Source organism: Thermocoleostomius sinensis A174, from assembly GCF_026802175.1.
GTDB lineage: Bacteria > Cyanobacteriota > Cyanobacteriia > Elainellales > Elainellaceae > Thermocoleostomius > Thermocoleostomius sinensis.
In genome coordinates this window covers 186300-201913 of sequence record NZ_CP113797.1, presented here as the reverse complement: position 1 = coordinate 201913, position 15614 = coordinate 186300, and the positions used below count along the sequence as shown (strand labels likewise).

13 protein-coding genes are annotated in these 15614 nt (G+C 49.5%); 5 read left to right on the top strand and 8 right to left on the bottom strand.

The window, feature by feature from the left end; genetic code table 11:
• Positions 1 to 89: 89 nt before the first annotated feature.
• The 3 genes from acs to OXH18_RS00785 all read right to left on the bottom strand — a co-directional run bounded on the left by acs (position 90) and on the right by OXH18_RS00785 (position 3471).
• Positions 90 to 2060 carry an acetate--CoA ligase gene (gene acs / locus OXH18_RS00795; RefSeq protein ID WP_268610497.1) on the bottom strand — a complete coding sequence of 657 codons (1971 nt, stop codon included), beginning with the start codon at positions 2058 to 2060 and terminating at the stop codon, positions 90 to 92.
• A gap of 236 nt (positions 2061 to 2296) precedes the next feature.
• A complete protein-coding gene (locus OXH18_RS00790; RefSeq protein WP_268610496.1) occupies positions 2297 to 2746 on the bottom strand; it encodes a 4a-hydroxytetrahydrobiopterin dehydratase in 450 nt (149 codons plus the stop codon).
• A gap of 173 nt (positions 2747 to 2919) precedes the next feature.
• The gene (locus OXH18_RS00785; protein ID WP_268613260.1) at positions 2920 to 3471 is read right to left on the bottom strand and encodes a peroxiredoxin; all 552 of its coding nucleotides are present in this window, start codon (positions 3469 to 3471) and stop codon (positions 2920 to 2922) included.
• A gap of 268 nt (positions 3472 to 3739) precedes the next feature.
• On the opposite strand from OXH18_RS00785, the gene OXH18_RS00780 reads away from it, so the two are divergent.
• Positions 3740 to 4594, top strand: a complete 855-nt coding sequence (locus tag OXH18_RS00780) for a hypothetical protein (protein WP_268610494.1) — start codon at positions 3740 to 3742, stop codon at positions 4592 to 4594.
• 79 nt (positions 4595 to 4673) lie between these two features.
• Here the strand turns inward: OXH18_RS00780 and OXH18_RS00775 are convergent, their stop codons facing one another.
• A complete protein-coding gene (locus tag OXH18_RS00775; RefSeq protein WP_268610492.1) occupies positions 4674 to 5753 on the bottom strand; it encodes a class I SAM-dependent methyltransferase in 1080 nt (359 codons plus the stop codon).
• Positions 5754 to 5909: 156 nt separating this feature from the next.
• Between OXH18_RS00775 and cax (OXH18_RS00770) the strand changes: the two genes are divergently transcribed.
• Both cax (OXH18_RS00770) and cax (OXH18_RS00765) read left to right on the top strand, forming a co-directional pair.
• Positions 5910 to 7004 carry a calcium/proton exchanger gene (gene cax / locus OXH18_RS00770; RefSeq protein WP_268613259.1) on the top strand — a complete coding sequence of 365 codons (1095 nt, stop codon included), beginning with the start codon at positions 5910 to 5912 and terminating at the stop codon, positions 7002 to 7004.
• 174 nt (positions 7005 to 7178) lie between these two features.
• Positions 7179 to 8297, top strand: coding sequence for a calcium/proton exchanger (gene cax / locus OXH18_RS00765; RefSeq protein ID WP_268610490.1), 1119 nt, complete (start codon positions 7179 to 7181; stop codon positions 8295 to 8297).
• A 51-nt stretch (positions 8298 to 8348) separates the two neighbouring features.
• Here the strand turns inward: cax (OXH18_RS00765) and OXH18_RS00760 are convergent, their stop codons facing one another.
• Positions 8349 to 9104, bottom strand: coding sequence for a glutamine amidotransferase-related protein (locus OXH18_RS00760; RefSeq protein ID WP_268610488.1), 756 nt, complete (start codon positions 9102 to 9104; stop codon positions 8349 to 8351).
• A gap of 434 nt (positions 9105 to 9538) precedes the next feature.
• The gene (gene dnaK, locus OXH18_RS00755) at positions 9539 to 11434 is read right to left on the bottom strand and encodes a molecular chaperone DnaK (protein WP_268610487.1); all 1896 of its coding nucleotides are present in this window, start codon (positions 11432 to 11434) and stop codon (positions 9539 to 9541) included.
• Positions 11435 to 12073: 639 nt separating this feature from the next.
• Between dnaK and OXH18_RS00750 the strand changes: the two genes are divergently transcribed.
• Together OXH18_RS00750 and OXH18_RS00745 are read left to right on the top strand one after the other, a co-directional pair.
• The gene (locus tag OXH18_RS00750; protein WP_268610486.1) at positions 12074 to 13081 is read left to right on the top strand and encodes a TauD/TfdA family dioxygenase; all 1008 of its coding nucleotides are present in this window, start codon (positions 12074 to 12076) and stop codon (positions 13079 to 13081) included.
• Between the two features lie 207 nt (positions 13082 to 13288).
• A complete protein-coding gene (locus OXH18_RS00745) occupies positions 13289 to 13648 on the top strand; it encodes a septal ring lytic transglycosylase RlpA family protein (protein WP_268610484.1) in 360 nt (119 codons plus the stop codon).
• A gap of 94 nt (positions 13649 to 13742) precedes the next feature.
• Here OXH18_RS00745 and OXH18_RS00740 read toward each other — a convergent pair whose 3' ends face one another.
• A complete protein-coding gene (locus OXH18_RS00740) occupies positions 13743 to 15143 on the bottom strand; it encodes an HlyD family type I secretion periplasmic adaptor subunit (protein WP_268610482.1) in 1401 nt (466 codons plus the stop codon).
• Positions 15144 to 15284: 141 nt separating this feature from the next.
• The gene (locus tag OXH18_RS00735) at positions 15285 to 15587 is read right to left on the bottom strand and encodes an acylphosphatase (RefSeq protein ID WP_268610481.1); all 303 of its coding nucleotides are present in this window, start codon (positions 15585 to 15587) and stop codon (positions 15285 to 15287) included.
• Positions 15588 to 15614 lie beyond the last annotated feature (27 nt).

Here is a 15614-nt window from a genome sequence, read left to right as displayed (position 1 = left end):
GAAAAGGAAAAAAAGGAGGGTGGGCATTCCCCACCCTTCAATGTTTTTGCTGACTCACCTAAGATCACTCAGCGTGTTCAACATTCTCCTTAAACGCCTTCTCGAAGTTTGTCTAATACCGATCGATCTTCCAAGGTAGATGTGTCTCCAGAGACCTCTTGCCCGGCGGCCAACGAACGCAACAATCGCCGCATGATTTTGCCCGATCGGGTTTTGGGCAGGGCGTCACTGAAGCGAATTTCACCCGGACGCGCGATCGCCCCAATTTCATTACCTACATGCTGCCGCAGTTCCGCTTTGAGGGCTTCACTGGGTGTGACATTGCCATCGAGGGTAATGAACGCTACGATTTCATTGCCTTTGAGATCATCGGGTTTTCCCACCACCGCCGCCTCTGCCACTGCCGGATGTGAAACCAGTGCCGACTCAATCTCCATTGTGCCCAAACGGTGCCCGGCGACGTTAATCACATCATCCACGCGCCCCATCACCCAGTAATAGCCATCGGCATCTTTCCGGGCCCCATCGCCTGCAAAGTAAAAATACTGCCCATCTTTGGGGGGGATGTGCTCCCAGTAGGTGCGGCGGAAGCGATCGTCATCCCCATAAACCGTGCGCATCATGCCGGGCCAGGGATAGCGGATAGCTAAGTATCCTCCTTCATTGGTTCCAACGGAGTTCCCTTCTAGATCCACCACATCTGCCAGAATGCCTGGAAAAGGTCGGGTAGCAGACCCAGGTTTAGTTGGGATGGCTCCCGGTAGTGGCGTTAGCATATGCCCTCCGGTTTCGGTTTGCCACCACGTATCCACGATCGGACATCGCCCGCCGCCAATCACGCGGTGATACCACATCCAAGCCTCCGGATTAATCGGTTCGCCCACCGTTCCCAACAGCCGCAGCGACGAGAGATCCCGCGCCTTTGGCAAATGCTCTCCTGCTTTGATAAATGCTCGAATCGCTGTAGGAGCGGTATAGAAAATGTTGACGCCGTACTTTTCAATCACATCCCAAAAACAACCGGGATTGGAAGGACGAGGGGCCCCTTCATACATCAGCGACGTTGCTCCATTAGACAGCGGGCCATAGACAATGTAGCTGTGTCCCGTAATCCAGCCGACATCCGCGGTACACCAGTACACATCTGTGTCGCGCAGGTCAAATACCCATTTCGTTGTCATGTGAGTATAGAGGTTATAGCCCCCGGTCGTATGCACCACGCCCTTGGGCTTGCCCGTGCTGCCAGAGGTATAGAGAATAAACAGCATGTCTTCGCTGTCCATTGGTTCAGCCGGGCAATCTGCCGAAACACCTTGGCGCAAATCATGCCACCAATGATCGCGTCCTGCTTCCATGTGAACGCCCTGCTTGGTACGCTCTACCACCAACACATGGGCAACGGTGGGGACAGCCTTCTCTGCCAGCGCTTTATCCACCTGTTCTTTCAACGGCACGATCGTATCTTTACGCCAACCGCCGTCGGCTGTAATTACCAGCTTCGCCTTCCCGTCATTGAGCCGATCGCGCAATGCTTCGGCACTGAATCCACCAAAAACCACCGTATGCGGCGCACCAATGCGAGCACAGGCCAACATCGCCACAGCGGCCTCTGGGATCATTGGCATATAAATTCCAACGACATCGCCTTTCTGCACGCCCAGTTGCTTTAGCACATTGGCAAACTGACAGACCTCTCGATGTAACTGCGCATAGGTATATGTGCAAGAGTCCCCCGGTTCGCCTTCCCAAATCAGCGCGGCTTTATTACGTCGCCATGTGGTCAGATGACGATCGAGGCAATTGTAAGAAATATTAAGTTTGCCATTGACAAACCATTGAGCAAACGGTGGCTGCCAATCCAACACCCTATCCCACTTCTGAAACCAATCCAGTTCCTGTTCCGCCAGTTCTGCCCAAAATGCTTCTGGATCGGCTTTGGCTCGGTCGTACAACTGCTCGTATTCTTCTAAGCTTTTGATGTGTGCCTGCTGTGAAAACTCGGCAGGAGGAGGGAAAGAGCGATTCTCCTGAAGAACGGATTCGATCGTAGCTTCTGTCATAGGACGTTGTGATGGACGTACAGTTGAAAAGAATATAAGAGTACGAAAAGGATGAAGAATAAAGAATAGAACTAGCCTTTAGCTTTTAGCCTTCTCGCCCTGCTTTCGTCTTTCAACATACTTTTTTTAGTTGTCCATTGGTTCAGAAGTTAGGGTTTCTTTAAGAGGGTGGACAAAAACCATACATCCCCATCTCACGCCTCTCATCCAACCGAATCGGGCTTGCTCAGTTGCAATTACTGCGCCAATTCGTTCATCTTGCGTGCTAATTCCACGTCCTTGATCGTAATACCTCCAGCATCATGCGTGGTTAGATCCACCGTGACGCGATTGTACACGTTGAACCACTCTGGATGATGTCCCATGGCTTCTGCAACCAGCGCTACACTCGACATAAAGCCAAATGCTTCAACAAACGAGGGAAACTGAAACTGGCGATGGAGTTTGCCATTTTGCAAATCCCAGCCGTTTAATTCACTCAGTGCTGTATCTAGTTCGTTGGCGGAAAGGGGAGTTGGAGCAGCCATAGTCGAATGTTGGGCAATAAACGACGAAGCGGGGGAAGTTTGAGCAACAGCTAGGCGCGTTTGACCGATCGCAGCCACCATAAACCCTACCAAGCTCAATCCTATAACAACGTGGAAGATCCAGGATAGCGATCGACGATGAAAGTTCTTTTGAGCCATGATAGATGGGCTAAATAGCTTGTAAAACTACGACAATGTGAGTACGGTCAACGATTTAATTAATATTCGCGCATAACTAAACTAGATGGTATGAGAGTTTGAGTCAGGATTGTTCACAAGTGAGGCAAGTGAGGCAACAGAACCAAAACCGATATGACGACTATGACCTGATGTTATGATCTTGCCTGCAACTCATCTAGCGTTGCCAATACTTCTTGACTGTGCACCGCAGGCTGAACCCCTAAAAAGCTAGCTCGTAAGATTCCGTCTGGATCGATCACGTAAGTGTGACGGAGAGAAACATAGCCCATCCAAGACCCATAGGCTTTGCTAACTATACCCTGTCGATCGGCTAGGAGTGGAAACTTCAAGCCTTCAGAATCACAAAATTCAGCATGAGACCCAACATCATCGGCGCTAATCCCTAAGATTTGGGTGTTACGAGCTAAATATTTAGGTAAATCTTGCTGAAACCGCCGGGCTTCTAAAGTGCACCCTGGAGTAAAGTCTTTGGGATAAAAATAGACAACAACCCACTGTCCGCGATAGTCAGATAGCGACACCATTCCATCCCCTGAATTAGTGGGTAAGCTGAAATCAGGTGCGGGTTGGTTCAGGGGTGGCTGTGGCCCTCCCAAGGCTGAGGCCGCTGGAGTGATGCTCAAGAAAACTAGGAGAACCCAACAGAAAGTCAAGATGTACTTCAGAACCGATCGACGTAGCATCATAGTTAAGACAAGATTGGATGAGAACAGCAGAGGCAAGACGCTGACTATTAGTTTAGCGAAAATAAGTTAACAAAAATTCATGCTTATTTAAGGTCTTTTTGGCTTCGTCCTGAATGACTGACAACCCTCAATGCCCCCCATGCTGAAATATCAGCAGAACTTTACATATCGATTGAGCAACAGCCCGTATCTTCACAGAGCCTTGGCACATTCTAAACGGCAAATCAGTCCCTAGAGTCTGTTGCTTCTCTCAAATATCTCCTCAATGAATGCACGGATTAAGTTGCTATCGTTCACTGTTTGGTTGACAGTCTGGCTGTTAGCGATCGGCGCGGCTCTTGTTATTTTAGGGATCTTTAATCAACAATTAGGTTGGGACATATTTAGTCCCCAAGTAGAAACGGTTTTGTATGGTGTTTTCTTTTCTTGTCTGCTGCTGAGTATTTTCGGAGTTGCCACCACGTTTGTGTTGGGCATCAAGCGCATTGTGGAAGCTGTAGAATCGCTGCACCAACGAGGACAAATCGATCCGTCTCTTGTAACTTCTCGGTCTCAACGCCTGACCTATGTAGGTTATATGTTTGGGTTGCTTCTGTCGTTTTCAGCCCTCATTGGTGTCTTGGCATTGGCAGACTATCGTGTTCAAACCCATCGCAGTCAAGTCTTTAAGCAAATTGCTGCCGAACAAACGCAAAAGTTTACCAGTCAAATTATTCCCCCGCTTAACCAAATCGACACCTCTGTATCCAATATCGTTCCCAGACCATTGCCAGAACTGTTAACGGCCTTGGGGAGTTTGTCGTTTGTGCAAAACATTACACTCTATGTTCCCAATCCCCAGGACGAAGCGCTGCTGTGGCGTCACAGCAATTTTCAAGTGAATGCTAACGGTGAACCAGTCTTCGAGCGTTTCTTGGCAGCAAGAGAGTTTGAAGAAGCCATTGCTCAAGCGCTAGAAGGAAATTCAAGCGGCTTACAGTCTTTGAATCAACGCAACAACTTCACTTGGTATCACCTCATTGAAGCGGGCGATCGCCCGTTGGCTGTACTCAAGATCGACGGCAACCCCCAAGAGAATTTTCGAGACTATACGGCTGAACCCCCCTATCAATTGAACTGAGCACCAAATTGCGTAGTGGGTGGGGATGACCCACCCGGTTGACAGGTTCCATTGAAATCAGTGTTACCCAGGCTCAAGGCTAGGAATTAACCGTAGTCTCGGCTTGGGCAGCTTTACGAGCAATCCAATACTTGCTCATAAAGTGAGTTTCCGATTGTACGGCTGAAAATCCTGCTTCTTCTAGACGATCGCCCAAATCATCCGTTGTGTAGTGACGATAGTATGGCTCATGGAACATCGTGGCAAAATTACGCATAGCGGGGGCCATTTCGGGAGAATCGCTGAGTTGAATCGAGTCACAAATGACGAATACCCCACCCGGTTGCAGCACTCGGAAGCACTGCTCAATCACCGTTTGCCGTACTTCTGGCGGCAATTCATGGAATAGAAAAACCGAAACAACTCCATGAAAGTAATTATCTAAATAGGGTAATTCTTCGGCATTGGCTTGAATCAGTTGCGGCAATTCGCCTGGTAATTCTGATAGCAGTTGATTGGCCTTGCGTAGGTAGGCAGGAGAGAGGTCAATCCCATACAGCGAAGCATTGGGCAACATGCCTCGAATTTGTCGCAACATTCGTCCTGTTCCGCAAGCCACATCCAGCACTCGCAGTTGATGGGGAGCCACAGCAAAACTTTCAAGACCGCGCTTCAAGGGCGACAAAACCCGTCGTCGCATAGCATCCGCCGTACCATTGAACAAAATCTCAACCTGAAGATCATAGAGATTCGCTGACTGATCGCTTAGATAGCCATCTGTTTGGTGATGAAAGTTTTGCACATAGTAGGCAGGATAGCCGGACAGGCGCACAGTGGGCGAGAAATCTTGATAGCGTTTTTCACTCACCCGTTGCCAAATTTTGGGCATATCTAACCAGACCTGCGGATAGTAGCGGAAGAAATCTTCCCAGGGATTATCGAACAATAGGCTGGCAGGATAAACGCCTTGTTCTGCATCCAGCCAATCGCGCTCCAGCAAATCATTCAAGCGCTGCTGAAGTTGGAGCAGCAGTTCAGTGGAAAGCGGTTCAATTTCACGCTTAGCGTCGGGGGCTAACACATTTAACAGTTGCGTGCTCAAGGTTTTGTGAGCAAGCCCAAAGTAACTTTTACCTTGCTGGAAGGTTTGATATGCCAGCTTTGTCAGAGTCTCGGCCATGAGAACTGCCTAGATTAGAAGAGGTTTTACAGAAACAAAAGGAACTGTAAATAAGTGTAACGAAGAAATTATTCATCTTCCGGAGCGATCGGGGTGCAAAATAACCGCAATCGGGCGTTCTAGGGTATGACTATAGAAAAATCTGTCGTTGGACGCATGAGCATTAAAGATGTTATTTTCTCAGTCCTGTTGGTATTTATTCCTATTTCCCTGGCGGCTGAGTTCTTACAGTGGGGAGCGCTTGTTGTTTTTGTTACTGCGTGCCTAGCCATATTGCCGCTGGCTGCCTGGATGGGAACTGCTACTGAAGCAATTGCGATCGTAGCTGGGCCATCGATTGGGGGATTACTGAATGCTACGTTCGGCAACGCGACAGAATTAATTATTGCGCTAGTGGCGTTGAAGGCTGGGGCCGTCAATGTCGTCAAATCTAGCTTGACGGGTTCCATTATCAGTAACCTGCTACTAGTTCTAGGATTTTCCATGCTGCTGGGCGGTTTGCGCTATAAAGAGCAGGGGTTTCAGTCTACCGTTGCCCGCATCAATGCTTCTGCCATGAATTTAGCCGTTATTGCGATTTTGATGCCTTCGGTGGTGAATTTCACCTCTGCTGGCGTGGATGAACCCGTGATGCAGCGATTATCAACAGTGGTAGCGATCGTATTAATTATTGTGTATATTTTGACACTTTTGTTCTCCATGAGAACCCATAGCTACCTCTATGATGTGGGACTGGCTGGAGAAGACAACGACGTCGCCGCTAATGGATCTAAACCCAATCTCTTCCTTTGGATAGGAGTTTTGCTAGGAGTGACAGTGCTGGTAGCCGTGGAGTCTGAATTACTGGTGGGAGCGTTGGAGTCCGCTACGAAACAACTTGGGTTGACAGAACTATTTACCGCTGTGATTTTGCTCCCCATCATTGGCAATGCGGCTGAACATGCCACGGCTGTGGTAGTGGCCATAAAAAACAAAATGGATTTGGCAATGTCTGTAGCACTAGGGTCTAGCTTGCAAATTGCGCTGTTTGTAGCTCCGGTATTGGTACTAGCAGGCTGGGGGCTTCATCAACCGATGGACTTGAATTTTAATGCGTTTGAATTGGTTGCTGTGGCGGTATCAGTCCTCATTGCCAACTCGGTTAGCTCGGATGGGCGATCGAACTGGCTGGAAGGAACGTTGCTGCTGGCCACTTATTTTGTTATTGGAGCCGCTTTCTTTTTCCATCCTGTGATCGATGGAATTGGTTAGAGGCAGTAGACTTGTAGACTTGGACAGTCATAATGTGGAGAGTCCTAATCTGGGACAAGGGTAATTGGTAATTATCAGTGAATCGTCAACTACCACTCATGTACTCATCCACTTCTCTACTCTTCTATCCTTACCCAGTTCGTTAATCTCTACAGCTATCTCTACATCTAATTTATGTCAGTCAAAAACCTAATTTCATTTGGCTTGCTAATTTTTATCCCCATTTCGATCGCCGCTGAGCAGTTGGGCTGGGGGGCGCTTACGGTGTTCATTACGTCGGCTATTGCTATTGTGCCGCTGGCTATTTGGCTGAGTACGGCAACTGAGGAAGTGGCGGTTGTTGCGGGACCATCGATCGGCGGGCTGTTGAATGCGTTGTTTGGGAATGCCACAGAATTGATCATCGCGCTGGTGGCCCTCCGGGAAGGACTGGTAGATATTGTCAAAGCCAGTATCACAGGCACGATCGTCAGCAACTTGCTGCTGGTAATGGGACTATCGATGCTGTTGGGCGGCTTGCGCTATAAAGAACAAGAATTTCAACCAGTGGTGGCACGGGTCAATGGCTCTACGATGACACTTGCCGTTACAGCCCTAGTTTTACCAGCCTTGGTGGTGTCTACCTCTGGCGTTAACGAAACAGAAATTAGCAAACTATCGATCGCCGCTGCTGTGATTTTGGCAGTTGTTTATGTGTTGAGTCTGGTATTTTCCTTAAAAACCCACAGCTATTTATACGACGTAGGCGTGGTTGATCTGGAGGAACGATCGGACGAGGCAACCGGGGAGCATATTGAAGCCCACAAGCCCAATCTCTGGTTGTGGCTAGGGGTACTAGTGGTATCCACGATCGCCGTTGCTTTCGAGTCGGAAATTTTTGTGGGGGCAGTCGAGGAAGCGACGGCTGGTTTGGGTCTATCCTCACTATTTACAGGCGTCATTTTGTTGCCGCTGGTGGGTGGAGCCGCCGAGTACGTAACAGCAGTCCGGGTGGCGCTGAAAAACAATATGGATCTGTCGGTGTCGGTCGCTATGGGATCGAGTTTGTTGGTGGCGCTGTTGGTGGCTCCTATCTTAATTGTGGTTGGGCAACTTATTGGTCAACCAATGGACTTGAACTTCAATTTGTTTGAGGTGGTAGCTGTCACGATTGCAGTGCTTCTCGCGAACTTGATCAGCTTAGATGGGCGATCGAACTGGTTAGAAGGGGTGTTGTTGCTGGCCACCTATGCGGTACTGGGAGCGGCTTTCTATTTTCATCCGGTTGCCGAAGAACTGGCCCAACTCCTTTAACTAAGGAGCTAAGTAAGGATCGTGTTGGCTGGGGAAAAACCGCGTTCTAGTTCAAGAAGGGGAATCGTTGGCTGGTGCTGGTAATCGCGCTGATGAGTCCTCGGTTGCTTCTTTGTCCCCAGCCACATTCAGCCATTGGAGCAGGAACTTCCGCAGCCAAGCTTCTACCGCTACGGCATACACAGCATGGTATTTCTGTTGCTCTGCCCGAGGTTGGGCATCGGGAAGTCCCATTTGATCGGCGGCTTGAGTCGTCCAGCGATCGATCATCTCGCGGGTAATTTCGGGATGAAACTGTAATCCATAGGCGGTGTCATCATAGCAAAAGGCTTGATGGGGAAAGACCTCCCCTGTCGCCAGCAGTACGGCTCCTGATGCTAGAGTAAACCCTTCCCTGTGCCACTGATACACCTGGTTCAGAGAAGCGATGGGGTTGTGCGGCAAGTCCACCGGGCAAATGTTGGTATAGCCAATTTCCCGCCGATCGTCAGCATGAGGAGCCACGGTTGCCCCTAATACTCGTGCCAATAGTTGAGCACCTAAACAAATCCCCAAGTAGGGCTTCTGTGCAGTTAATACTGTTGGAATCCAATCTAATTCTCGGCGAATAAAGTCCAGTGATGTATCATCGTTGGCGCTCATGGGCCCGCCAAACACAATCGCCCCATCATATGGCTCAATCGTGGGCAACGTTTGACCGATCGCCGGACAACATCGATCAATCTGGTAGCCGAACTCATGCAGTACTTGTCCTACCAACCCAGAATCCGATGTTTCCTGATGCACAATCACCAAAATGCGTTTCACAAGACCTGTAACGTTTCTTTATTAAAAACCTTTGTTGAGTCTAGCTTTTTCTCTAACGAAGAACTGTTACAACCCAACCGAAGGGGCAGTCGCTTCAAAGTCAAGCTCCACTGCTCGCTCGATTAATAGCTAATAATGGCTAAGGTCGCATGGTAAAAACAGCCAAACCAGAAGGGAACCCTATTCTGAGTCTGAATACAAGGCGGTAGGGCAACGCACCACTCAGGATGACGCAATCGAAACATTGAAGGGGCGATCGGTGACTTCAAGGACAGCTTTATCCTAGGAACAGCCTTGTCTATTGCGCGGTCAAATCGGCAATTATACGAAAAACAGTAGAGCCACAATGACCCTACTGTTTTGCAAATGTTCAAGTGTAAAGTTTAATCAGGTTTAATCAGGTAAGGTAAGCAGTGCCCACCCTATAGGTCTGCCTACTTGTCTTCTGAGAATTCAGCGTCGATCACATCTTCACCACCGGGAGCGGCTCCCCCTGTGGGACCACCCTCTTCAGGAGGGGTTGTGCCGCCAGCGCCCTGATACAGGTTGCTGCCAATGGTATATAGGGTTTGCTGAAGCTCAGCAGAGACAGACTTGATGCGATCGAAGTCTTCTTGCTGTACAGCTTCGCGCAGATCCTTAACTTGACCTTCCACCTTGGCTTTATCTTCAGCAGAAACCTTATCACCCAATTCGGTCATTTGTTTCTCAGCTTGGTAAGCTAGGGAATCCGCCTGGTTCTTCAGGTCAATCTTCTCACGACGTTCTTTGTCGGCAGAGGCATTTTGCTCGGCTTCACGAACCATACGCTCCACATCGTCCTTGGGCAGGGTCGAAGCTCCGGTGATGCTGATTGACTGCGCTTTACCAGTGCCTTTATCCTTCGCTGTGACGTTAAGAATACCGTTTGCGTCGATGTCAAAGGTGACTTCAATCTGCGGTACGCCACGCGGAGCGGGAGGAATACCGTCTAACCGGAAGGTTCCTAAGCTCTTGTTGTCATTTGCCATTTCCCGCTCGCCCTGTAGAACGTGAATTTCTACATTGGTTTGACCATCAGCAGCGGTGGAAAACACCTCAGACTTCTTGGTCGGAATGGTCGTGTTGCGAGGAATGATCTTCGTCATCACACCGCCCAGCGTTTCCACACCCAGAGACAGGGGTGATACGTCAAGCAGCAGAATATCTTTGACTTCGCCTGCCAAAACACCGCCTTGAATGGCTGCACCCACGGCAACCACTTCATCTGGGTTCACGGTTTGGTTGGGGTCTCTGCCCAGAAGCCGCTTCACCAGTTCTTGAATCGCCGGGATGCGGGTAGAACCACCAACCAGCACCACTTCATCGATACCATTTTTGTCTTTCTTGGCATCGCGCATGGCGTTCTCAACGGGAACACGACAGCGATCGATTAAGTCTGAACAAAGCTCTTCAAACTTGGCACGAGTCAGGGTCATGTCCAGGTGTTTCGGCCCATCCTGCGTGGCTGTGATAAACGGCAAGTTAATTTCAGTTTGAGTTACGCTAGATAACTCAATCTTGGCTTTTTCAGCCGCTTCGGTCAGGCGTTGCAGGGCTTGCTTGTCTTTGCGCAGGTCAATGCCTTCGGTCTTGCGGAACTCCTCAGCTAGGTAATCCACAATTTTCTTGTCAAAGTCATCGCCACCTAGATGTGTATCCCCAGAGGTAGCCAACACTTCAAACACACCGTCGCCCACTTCCAGGATGGACACGTCAAACGTTCCACCCCCCAGGTCGAATACTAGGACGGTTTCATTGTTTTTCTTATCCAAGCCATAGGCCAGCGACGCTGCCGTTGGCTCGTTAATGATTCGTAGGACTTCTAACCCCGCGATCCGACCCGCGTCTTTGGTCGCTTGCCGCTGCGAGTCGTTGAAGTAGGCCGGAACAGTAATCACCGCCTGAGTAACTTCTTCGCCCAGATACTTACTGGCATCTTCCTTGAGTTTGCGCAGCACCTCTGCCGAAATTTGCTCTGGTGCATACTGTTCGCCTTTGGCAGGACAATCCAACTTGACGTTGCCGCCGACATTCAGCACTTTGTAGGAAACTTCCGTCAACTCATTTGTCACTTCGTCATAGCGGCGACCAATGAATCGCTTCACCGAATAAAAGGTGTTGTCTGGGTTCATCACGGCCTGGCGCTTGGCAATTTGTCCCACCAGACGATCGCCATTTTTGGCATAGGCAACAACCGAGGGAGTAGTCCGAAACCCTTCCGCGTTAGCAATAACGGTGGGCTTTCCCCCTTCCATAACTGCGACACATGAGTTGGTTGTTCCTAAGTCGATTCCAACAACTTTTGGCATAAAACTAACACTCCGGTTCTAGTAAAATCTCGCTCCTAACTGACTGAATGCACTTGAATGCATTTGGGGGTTGCACTTCCCTCGGCTATGAGTGGCTTTCCCAACCGTCCTACCTCGTTCGCACAGCTTGGTCTTAAAGCACGCGACTAAAGCCATGCAGCAGGGACGCAGCACTATTTATATACTGTGTACCTTTTCCGTTTCGATGAAGGCGGGTTTACCGAACATAGGATAGGACGGTTAGCCGATGCAGATGCTTAGAAGTCAACGTTGGGATCGATCGTGCCAGTCTAAAGGAATGGATTTCAAACAAATGAAATAGGGTGGCAAGGATCATGACACAACAAACCATTGGCACAATCTAACCCGTTGACCACATCCCAATCACCGAACTTTGTCTTTGTTCACTAACGCTTCCTAGTGTAGAGATGATCTGCCAGCCGGGGGTTGGGGCGAACCGTATCATTGCAGGTGTGGTTGCCGTCCTTCGCCCGTCTGATCAGATTTTTGCGTTCCATAACGTGTAGCTATGGAAATCAGGTGAAAAGGTTAGGCTGGTATTACGCAATACGGGTTGTTTTTGAATATCTGCTTCAATATTCGTACCCTTAAAGATTAAAACTTTATAAGGAGATGGCGATGCAAAGGATGGCAATGCCGTCAGTCTCCACTGATGTGCAGGTGGTAGACTGCCGAGGCTTTGACGAGACCACGATCAATCTATTTCTGGCACCTGGACCAAATCCGTATCAAGAAACAGAAGAGTTCTTATTTGATTGTGAAATGCGGGCTGATGAGATGCCCCGGTATGTACGACGTGCACTACTAGAGTTTCAAGTGCGATCGAACCCAGAAGGAATTTTGCTGTTGCGGGGCTTACCGATTGATCCTAGTCTATATCACGTGCACACGCCCTTGAATGCGCAACGATCGATCGAGAAAACAACCTTTGTCAGTGAGCGCTGTTTAGCGATGATTGGTAGCCGTTTAGGGCATCTAGTTTCGTATATTCAAGAGAAGAACGGCGATCTATTTCAAAATCTGGCCCCTGTGAAAGAACAGGAACAAATTCAATCATCAGGTGGTTCTAAAACGCGGTTACAGTTTCATCGCGAAACCGTCTTCCATCCCTATGCGCCAGAGTATTTACTGCTGTTCTGTTTGCGTCCCGATCACGAGCGACTGGCTGAAACTACTTATGCCAGCATTACACAAGCGCTACCGTTGCTTTCTGAACCACAACGGGATTTGTTGTTTCAACCGCTCTATCGCACTGGTATTGACTATTCCTTTGGCAACCTGCAAACTATCAAGGGAAATGGCCCGGTTTTACCTGTGCTCTATGGCAATCGTCATGATCCGTTTTTGAATTATGACGAAGATTTGATGGAAGCCATTACAGATGAAGCCCGAGCGGCACTGGAAGCGCTGAAGCAGGCAATTGCGCAAGTCTATCGCGGTATTAAGTTAGATGTGGGCGATTTACTCTGTATTGACAATCGCCGCACGGTCCACGGTCGATCGTCGTTTGCCCCCCGCTATGATGGCTTCGATCGCTGGTTACAACGGTCGTTTGTCGTGCGAGATTTGGGAGAATCGGCGGTCGATCGAAATCCAGGAGAGCGCATTATTCGCACCCTGTTCTAGAAAATCAAATCTTTATATTCTGCCGCGAACATCTATCCTATCCTTTACATTCCTCAATGTCACTGATTTGCGTCAATTAACGGCAAAACTGCGGAAAATTTCGAGAAATTACGAAGTTAAGCCAAAGCCTTGGTAAGATAGGGGCGTTTTGTCTTTTCACCTGTTTATCTTGGGTGGAGATTTTTGCCCCCTATCAAAATTTGCTCTATGAAATTACCTGTGCTCGTTTGCAAGCTATCAGCAGCCTCTGCGATCGCCGTACTGGGTTCCGCTGACCCAGCCCACGCCGGTAGCCAATGCGGTACGGCCGCTTACTACGACCAAGGAACCGTTACAGCAAATGGAGAAGCGTTTGATCCGGGTGCATTAACCGCCGCTCACCCATGGCTACCTCTTAATTCATGGGTAACAGTTGTGGATCAGGACACTGGCATTTCTACAGAGGTACGAATTAACGATCGCGGGCCGTGGGATGGCGAACGCATTTTAGATATGACACCAGCGGTGATTAATATCATTGATCCAAATCAAACCTCTGATCTGCGCCAGGTTTGCATTTATTGGTAAGTTGGGTGTTAGGAATTGGGGATTATAAAGTTAAAAAAGTAGAAAACTCACCCACTCAAGCGACTCATTCACTTTTTTTCACTTTTTTGCTCGCTCATCGCGTTGAGAAGGCTTCGCTGAAGCGGCGAGTGATTGGCTCTAGCAAGAAGGTCAATACCGATCGTTGGCGGGTGACAATTTCGGCGGTGGCGCTCATGCCGGGAACCAGTTGCACATCCCGTTGCTGCACCGGAACGGGCATAGTAGTGCGATCGAGCTTGACTCGGGCTGTAAACACCAGCCCCAGATCTTTGTCTACAGTGGCATTGGGGCTAACGTGCATGACTTCACCGTCGATCGTGCCAAATTCTTGAAACGGAAAGGTCGCCAGTTTAATTTTGGCAGGCATCCCAACTTCGATGAAGCCAATGTCGCGGTTGAGCACTTTCACCTCTAATACCAAGTCCTGATCAGCAGGCAAGATAGAGAGCAGTTCTTCGCCGGGTTCGATCGTGCGTTCGGCTAAGGTGGCTTGGATATTGTAAATTCGTCCAGAAATAGGCGCGGTAATTGTATCCCCGTCTGATTTGATTTTGGCCTGAGCCAACTGCCCTTCTAGACTGGTTAGTTCTTCTTGGCGTTGCTTTAGTTGCGACAAAATTTCGCTCTCGCGTTCCGCCCTCACTCGGTTGACTGTTTGCTGCGCTGTTTGGTGGGCCTGTTCTGCTTGCCGAATGGCTTGTCGCTGTGCAGCAATTTCCTGTTCCAGCGAACTGACCTGATCTTGCGCCTGTGTTAATCGATCTTTGGCTTCGAGGTAGTCAAAGCGAGGCACGGCTCCTTCCGTGTCAACCAACGATCGCATTCTGGCTTCTCGCTCTTGGGCATTCGCTAGGGTAGTATTGGCGTTGCGAAGGTTCTCTTGCAGTCGGACCAACCGTGCCTCGGCTTCGCCAATGGCGGCTAAATAACGGGCAGCTTCGGCTTCCGCCGCCGATCGACGGGTATCAAATTCTCGCAATCGCGCGTCTAATAAATTGTCTTGTAGAGCATTGCCTGTGAACGTTTGCCCGGTTTGTTCCGCCACTAAACGATTGATATCTTGGCGAATCAGGTCTACCGATTGCGACAGCCGATCGACTTCTGCTTGCGAAAGGGCTGGGTCTTGCACCATCAACACATCGCCCTGCGCCACCTGATCGCCTTCTTGAACACGAATTTCGCTAATCACGCCGCCCTCAAGGGCCCGCACGGGTCGAACTTGGGAAGACGGAATTAACTCGCCCTGCGTTACCGCCACTTCATCGACCTTGCTGAAATGGGCCCAAGCAATGGCTCCAAACACGATCGCACTTAAGGTGCCTGCCAACAGCCGAGTATAGAGCGGTGGCAGTTCCCGCACTGCTTTGCCCAGTTCATAGGAAAGGTAGTCTTCTGGATTCACAAACTGCTGACGGGTTTGGCGGGCAGTTGCCGGAGCAGTAACGAGTCGGGGCGATTCTTGAGCGTCCATCATTCCAACCTTGAAGCGATACAGAGTTGAGTCTATCCTTCCCAAACTTAATACGTTTCTGCACGGCCACTTGTTCCTTCAGAACCAAGCAAAGTGTAGTGACTTTTAATTCAGCACCATTTAGCCGTCTCAATTGATCCATATCTACCCCGATCGCCGAACTTCAAACCCTTGGAATTTCTCGGGAGGTTCGTATTCAACTATCACCTCCTTCACGATCGCGGCTGGTGGCCCGTGGTGACACCAGCGAATCATCTCATCCACTTGAGCCGGTGACCCAACAAAGGTGGCCTCAACTCGACCATCCCGCAGATTGCGAACCCAACCATTCAGCTTCAGCAACAGCGCCATATCTTGGGCTGAGAAGCGATAACCCACTCCCTGCACCACTCCAGAAATAAAAACATGGGCTTGAACAGTATCTAACGGTGATTGCGGTTGATGCATAACGGCTGATGAATCCTAATGAATAAG

Coding starts and splice junctions, on each gene's coding strand:
- OXH18_RS00735 (WP_268610481.1), bottom strand. CDS start 15,587: ATGCATCAACCGCAATCACCGTTAGATACTGTTCAAGCCCATGTTTTT.
- OXH18_RS00775 (WP_268610492.1), bottom strand. CDS start 5,753: ATGGCCGAGACTCTGACAAAGCTGGCATATCAAACCTTCCAGCAAGGT.
- OXH18_RS00745 (WP_268610484.1), top strand. CDS start 13,289: ATGAAATTACCTGTGCTCGTTTGCAAGCTATCAGCAGCCTCTGCGATC.
- OXH18_RS00780 (WP_268610494.1), top strand. CDS start 3,740: ATGAATGCACGGATTAAGTTGCTATCGTTCACTGTTTGGTTGACAGTC.
- cax (WP_268610490.1), top strand. CDS start 7,179: ATGTCAGTCAAAAACCTAATTTCATTTGGCTTGCTAATTTTTATCCCC.
- OXH18_RS00740 (WP_268610482.1), bottom strand. CDS start 15,143: ATGATGGACGCTCAAGAATCGCCCCGACTCGTTACTGCTCCGGCAACT.
- acs (WP_268610497.1), bottom strand. CDS start 2,060: ATGACAGAAGCTACGATCGAATCCGTTCTTCAGGAGAATCGCTCTTTC.
- dnaK (WP_268610487.1), bottom strand. CDS start 11,434: ATGCCAAAAGTTGTTGGAATCGACTTAGGAACAACCAACTCATGTGTC.
- OXH18_RS00750 (WP_268610486.1), top strand. CDS start 12,074: ATGCAAAGGATGGCAATGCCGTCAGTCTCCACTGATGTGCAGGTGGTA.
- cax (WP_268613259.1), top strand. CDS start 5,910: ATGAGCATTAAAGATGTTATTTTCTCAGTCCTGTTGGTATTTATTCCT.
- OXH18_RS00785 (WP_268613260.1), bottom strand. CDS start 3,471: ATGCTACGTCGATCGGTTCTGAAGTACATCTTGACTTTCTGTTGGGTT.
- OXH18_RS00790 (WP_268610496.1), bottom strand. CDS start 2,746: ATGGCTCAAAAGAACTTTCATCGTCGATCGCTATCCTGGATCTTCCAC.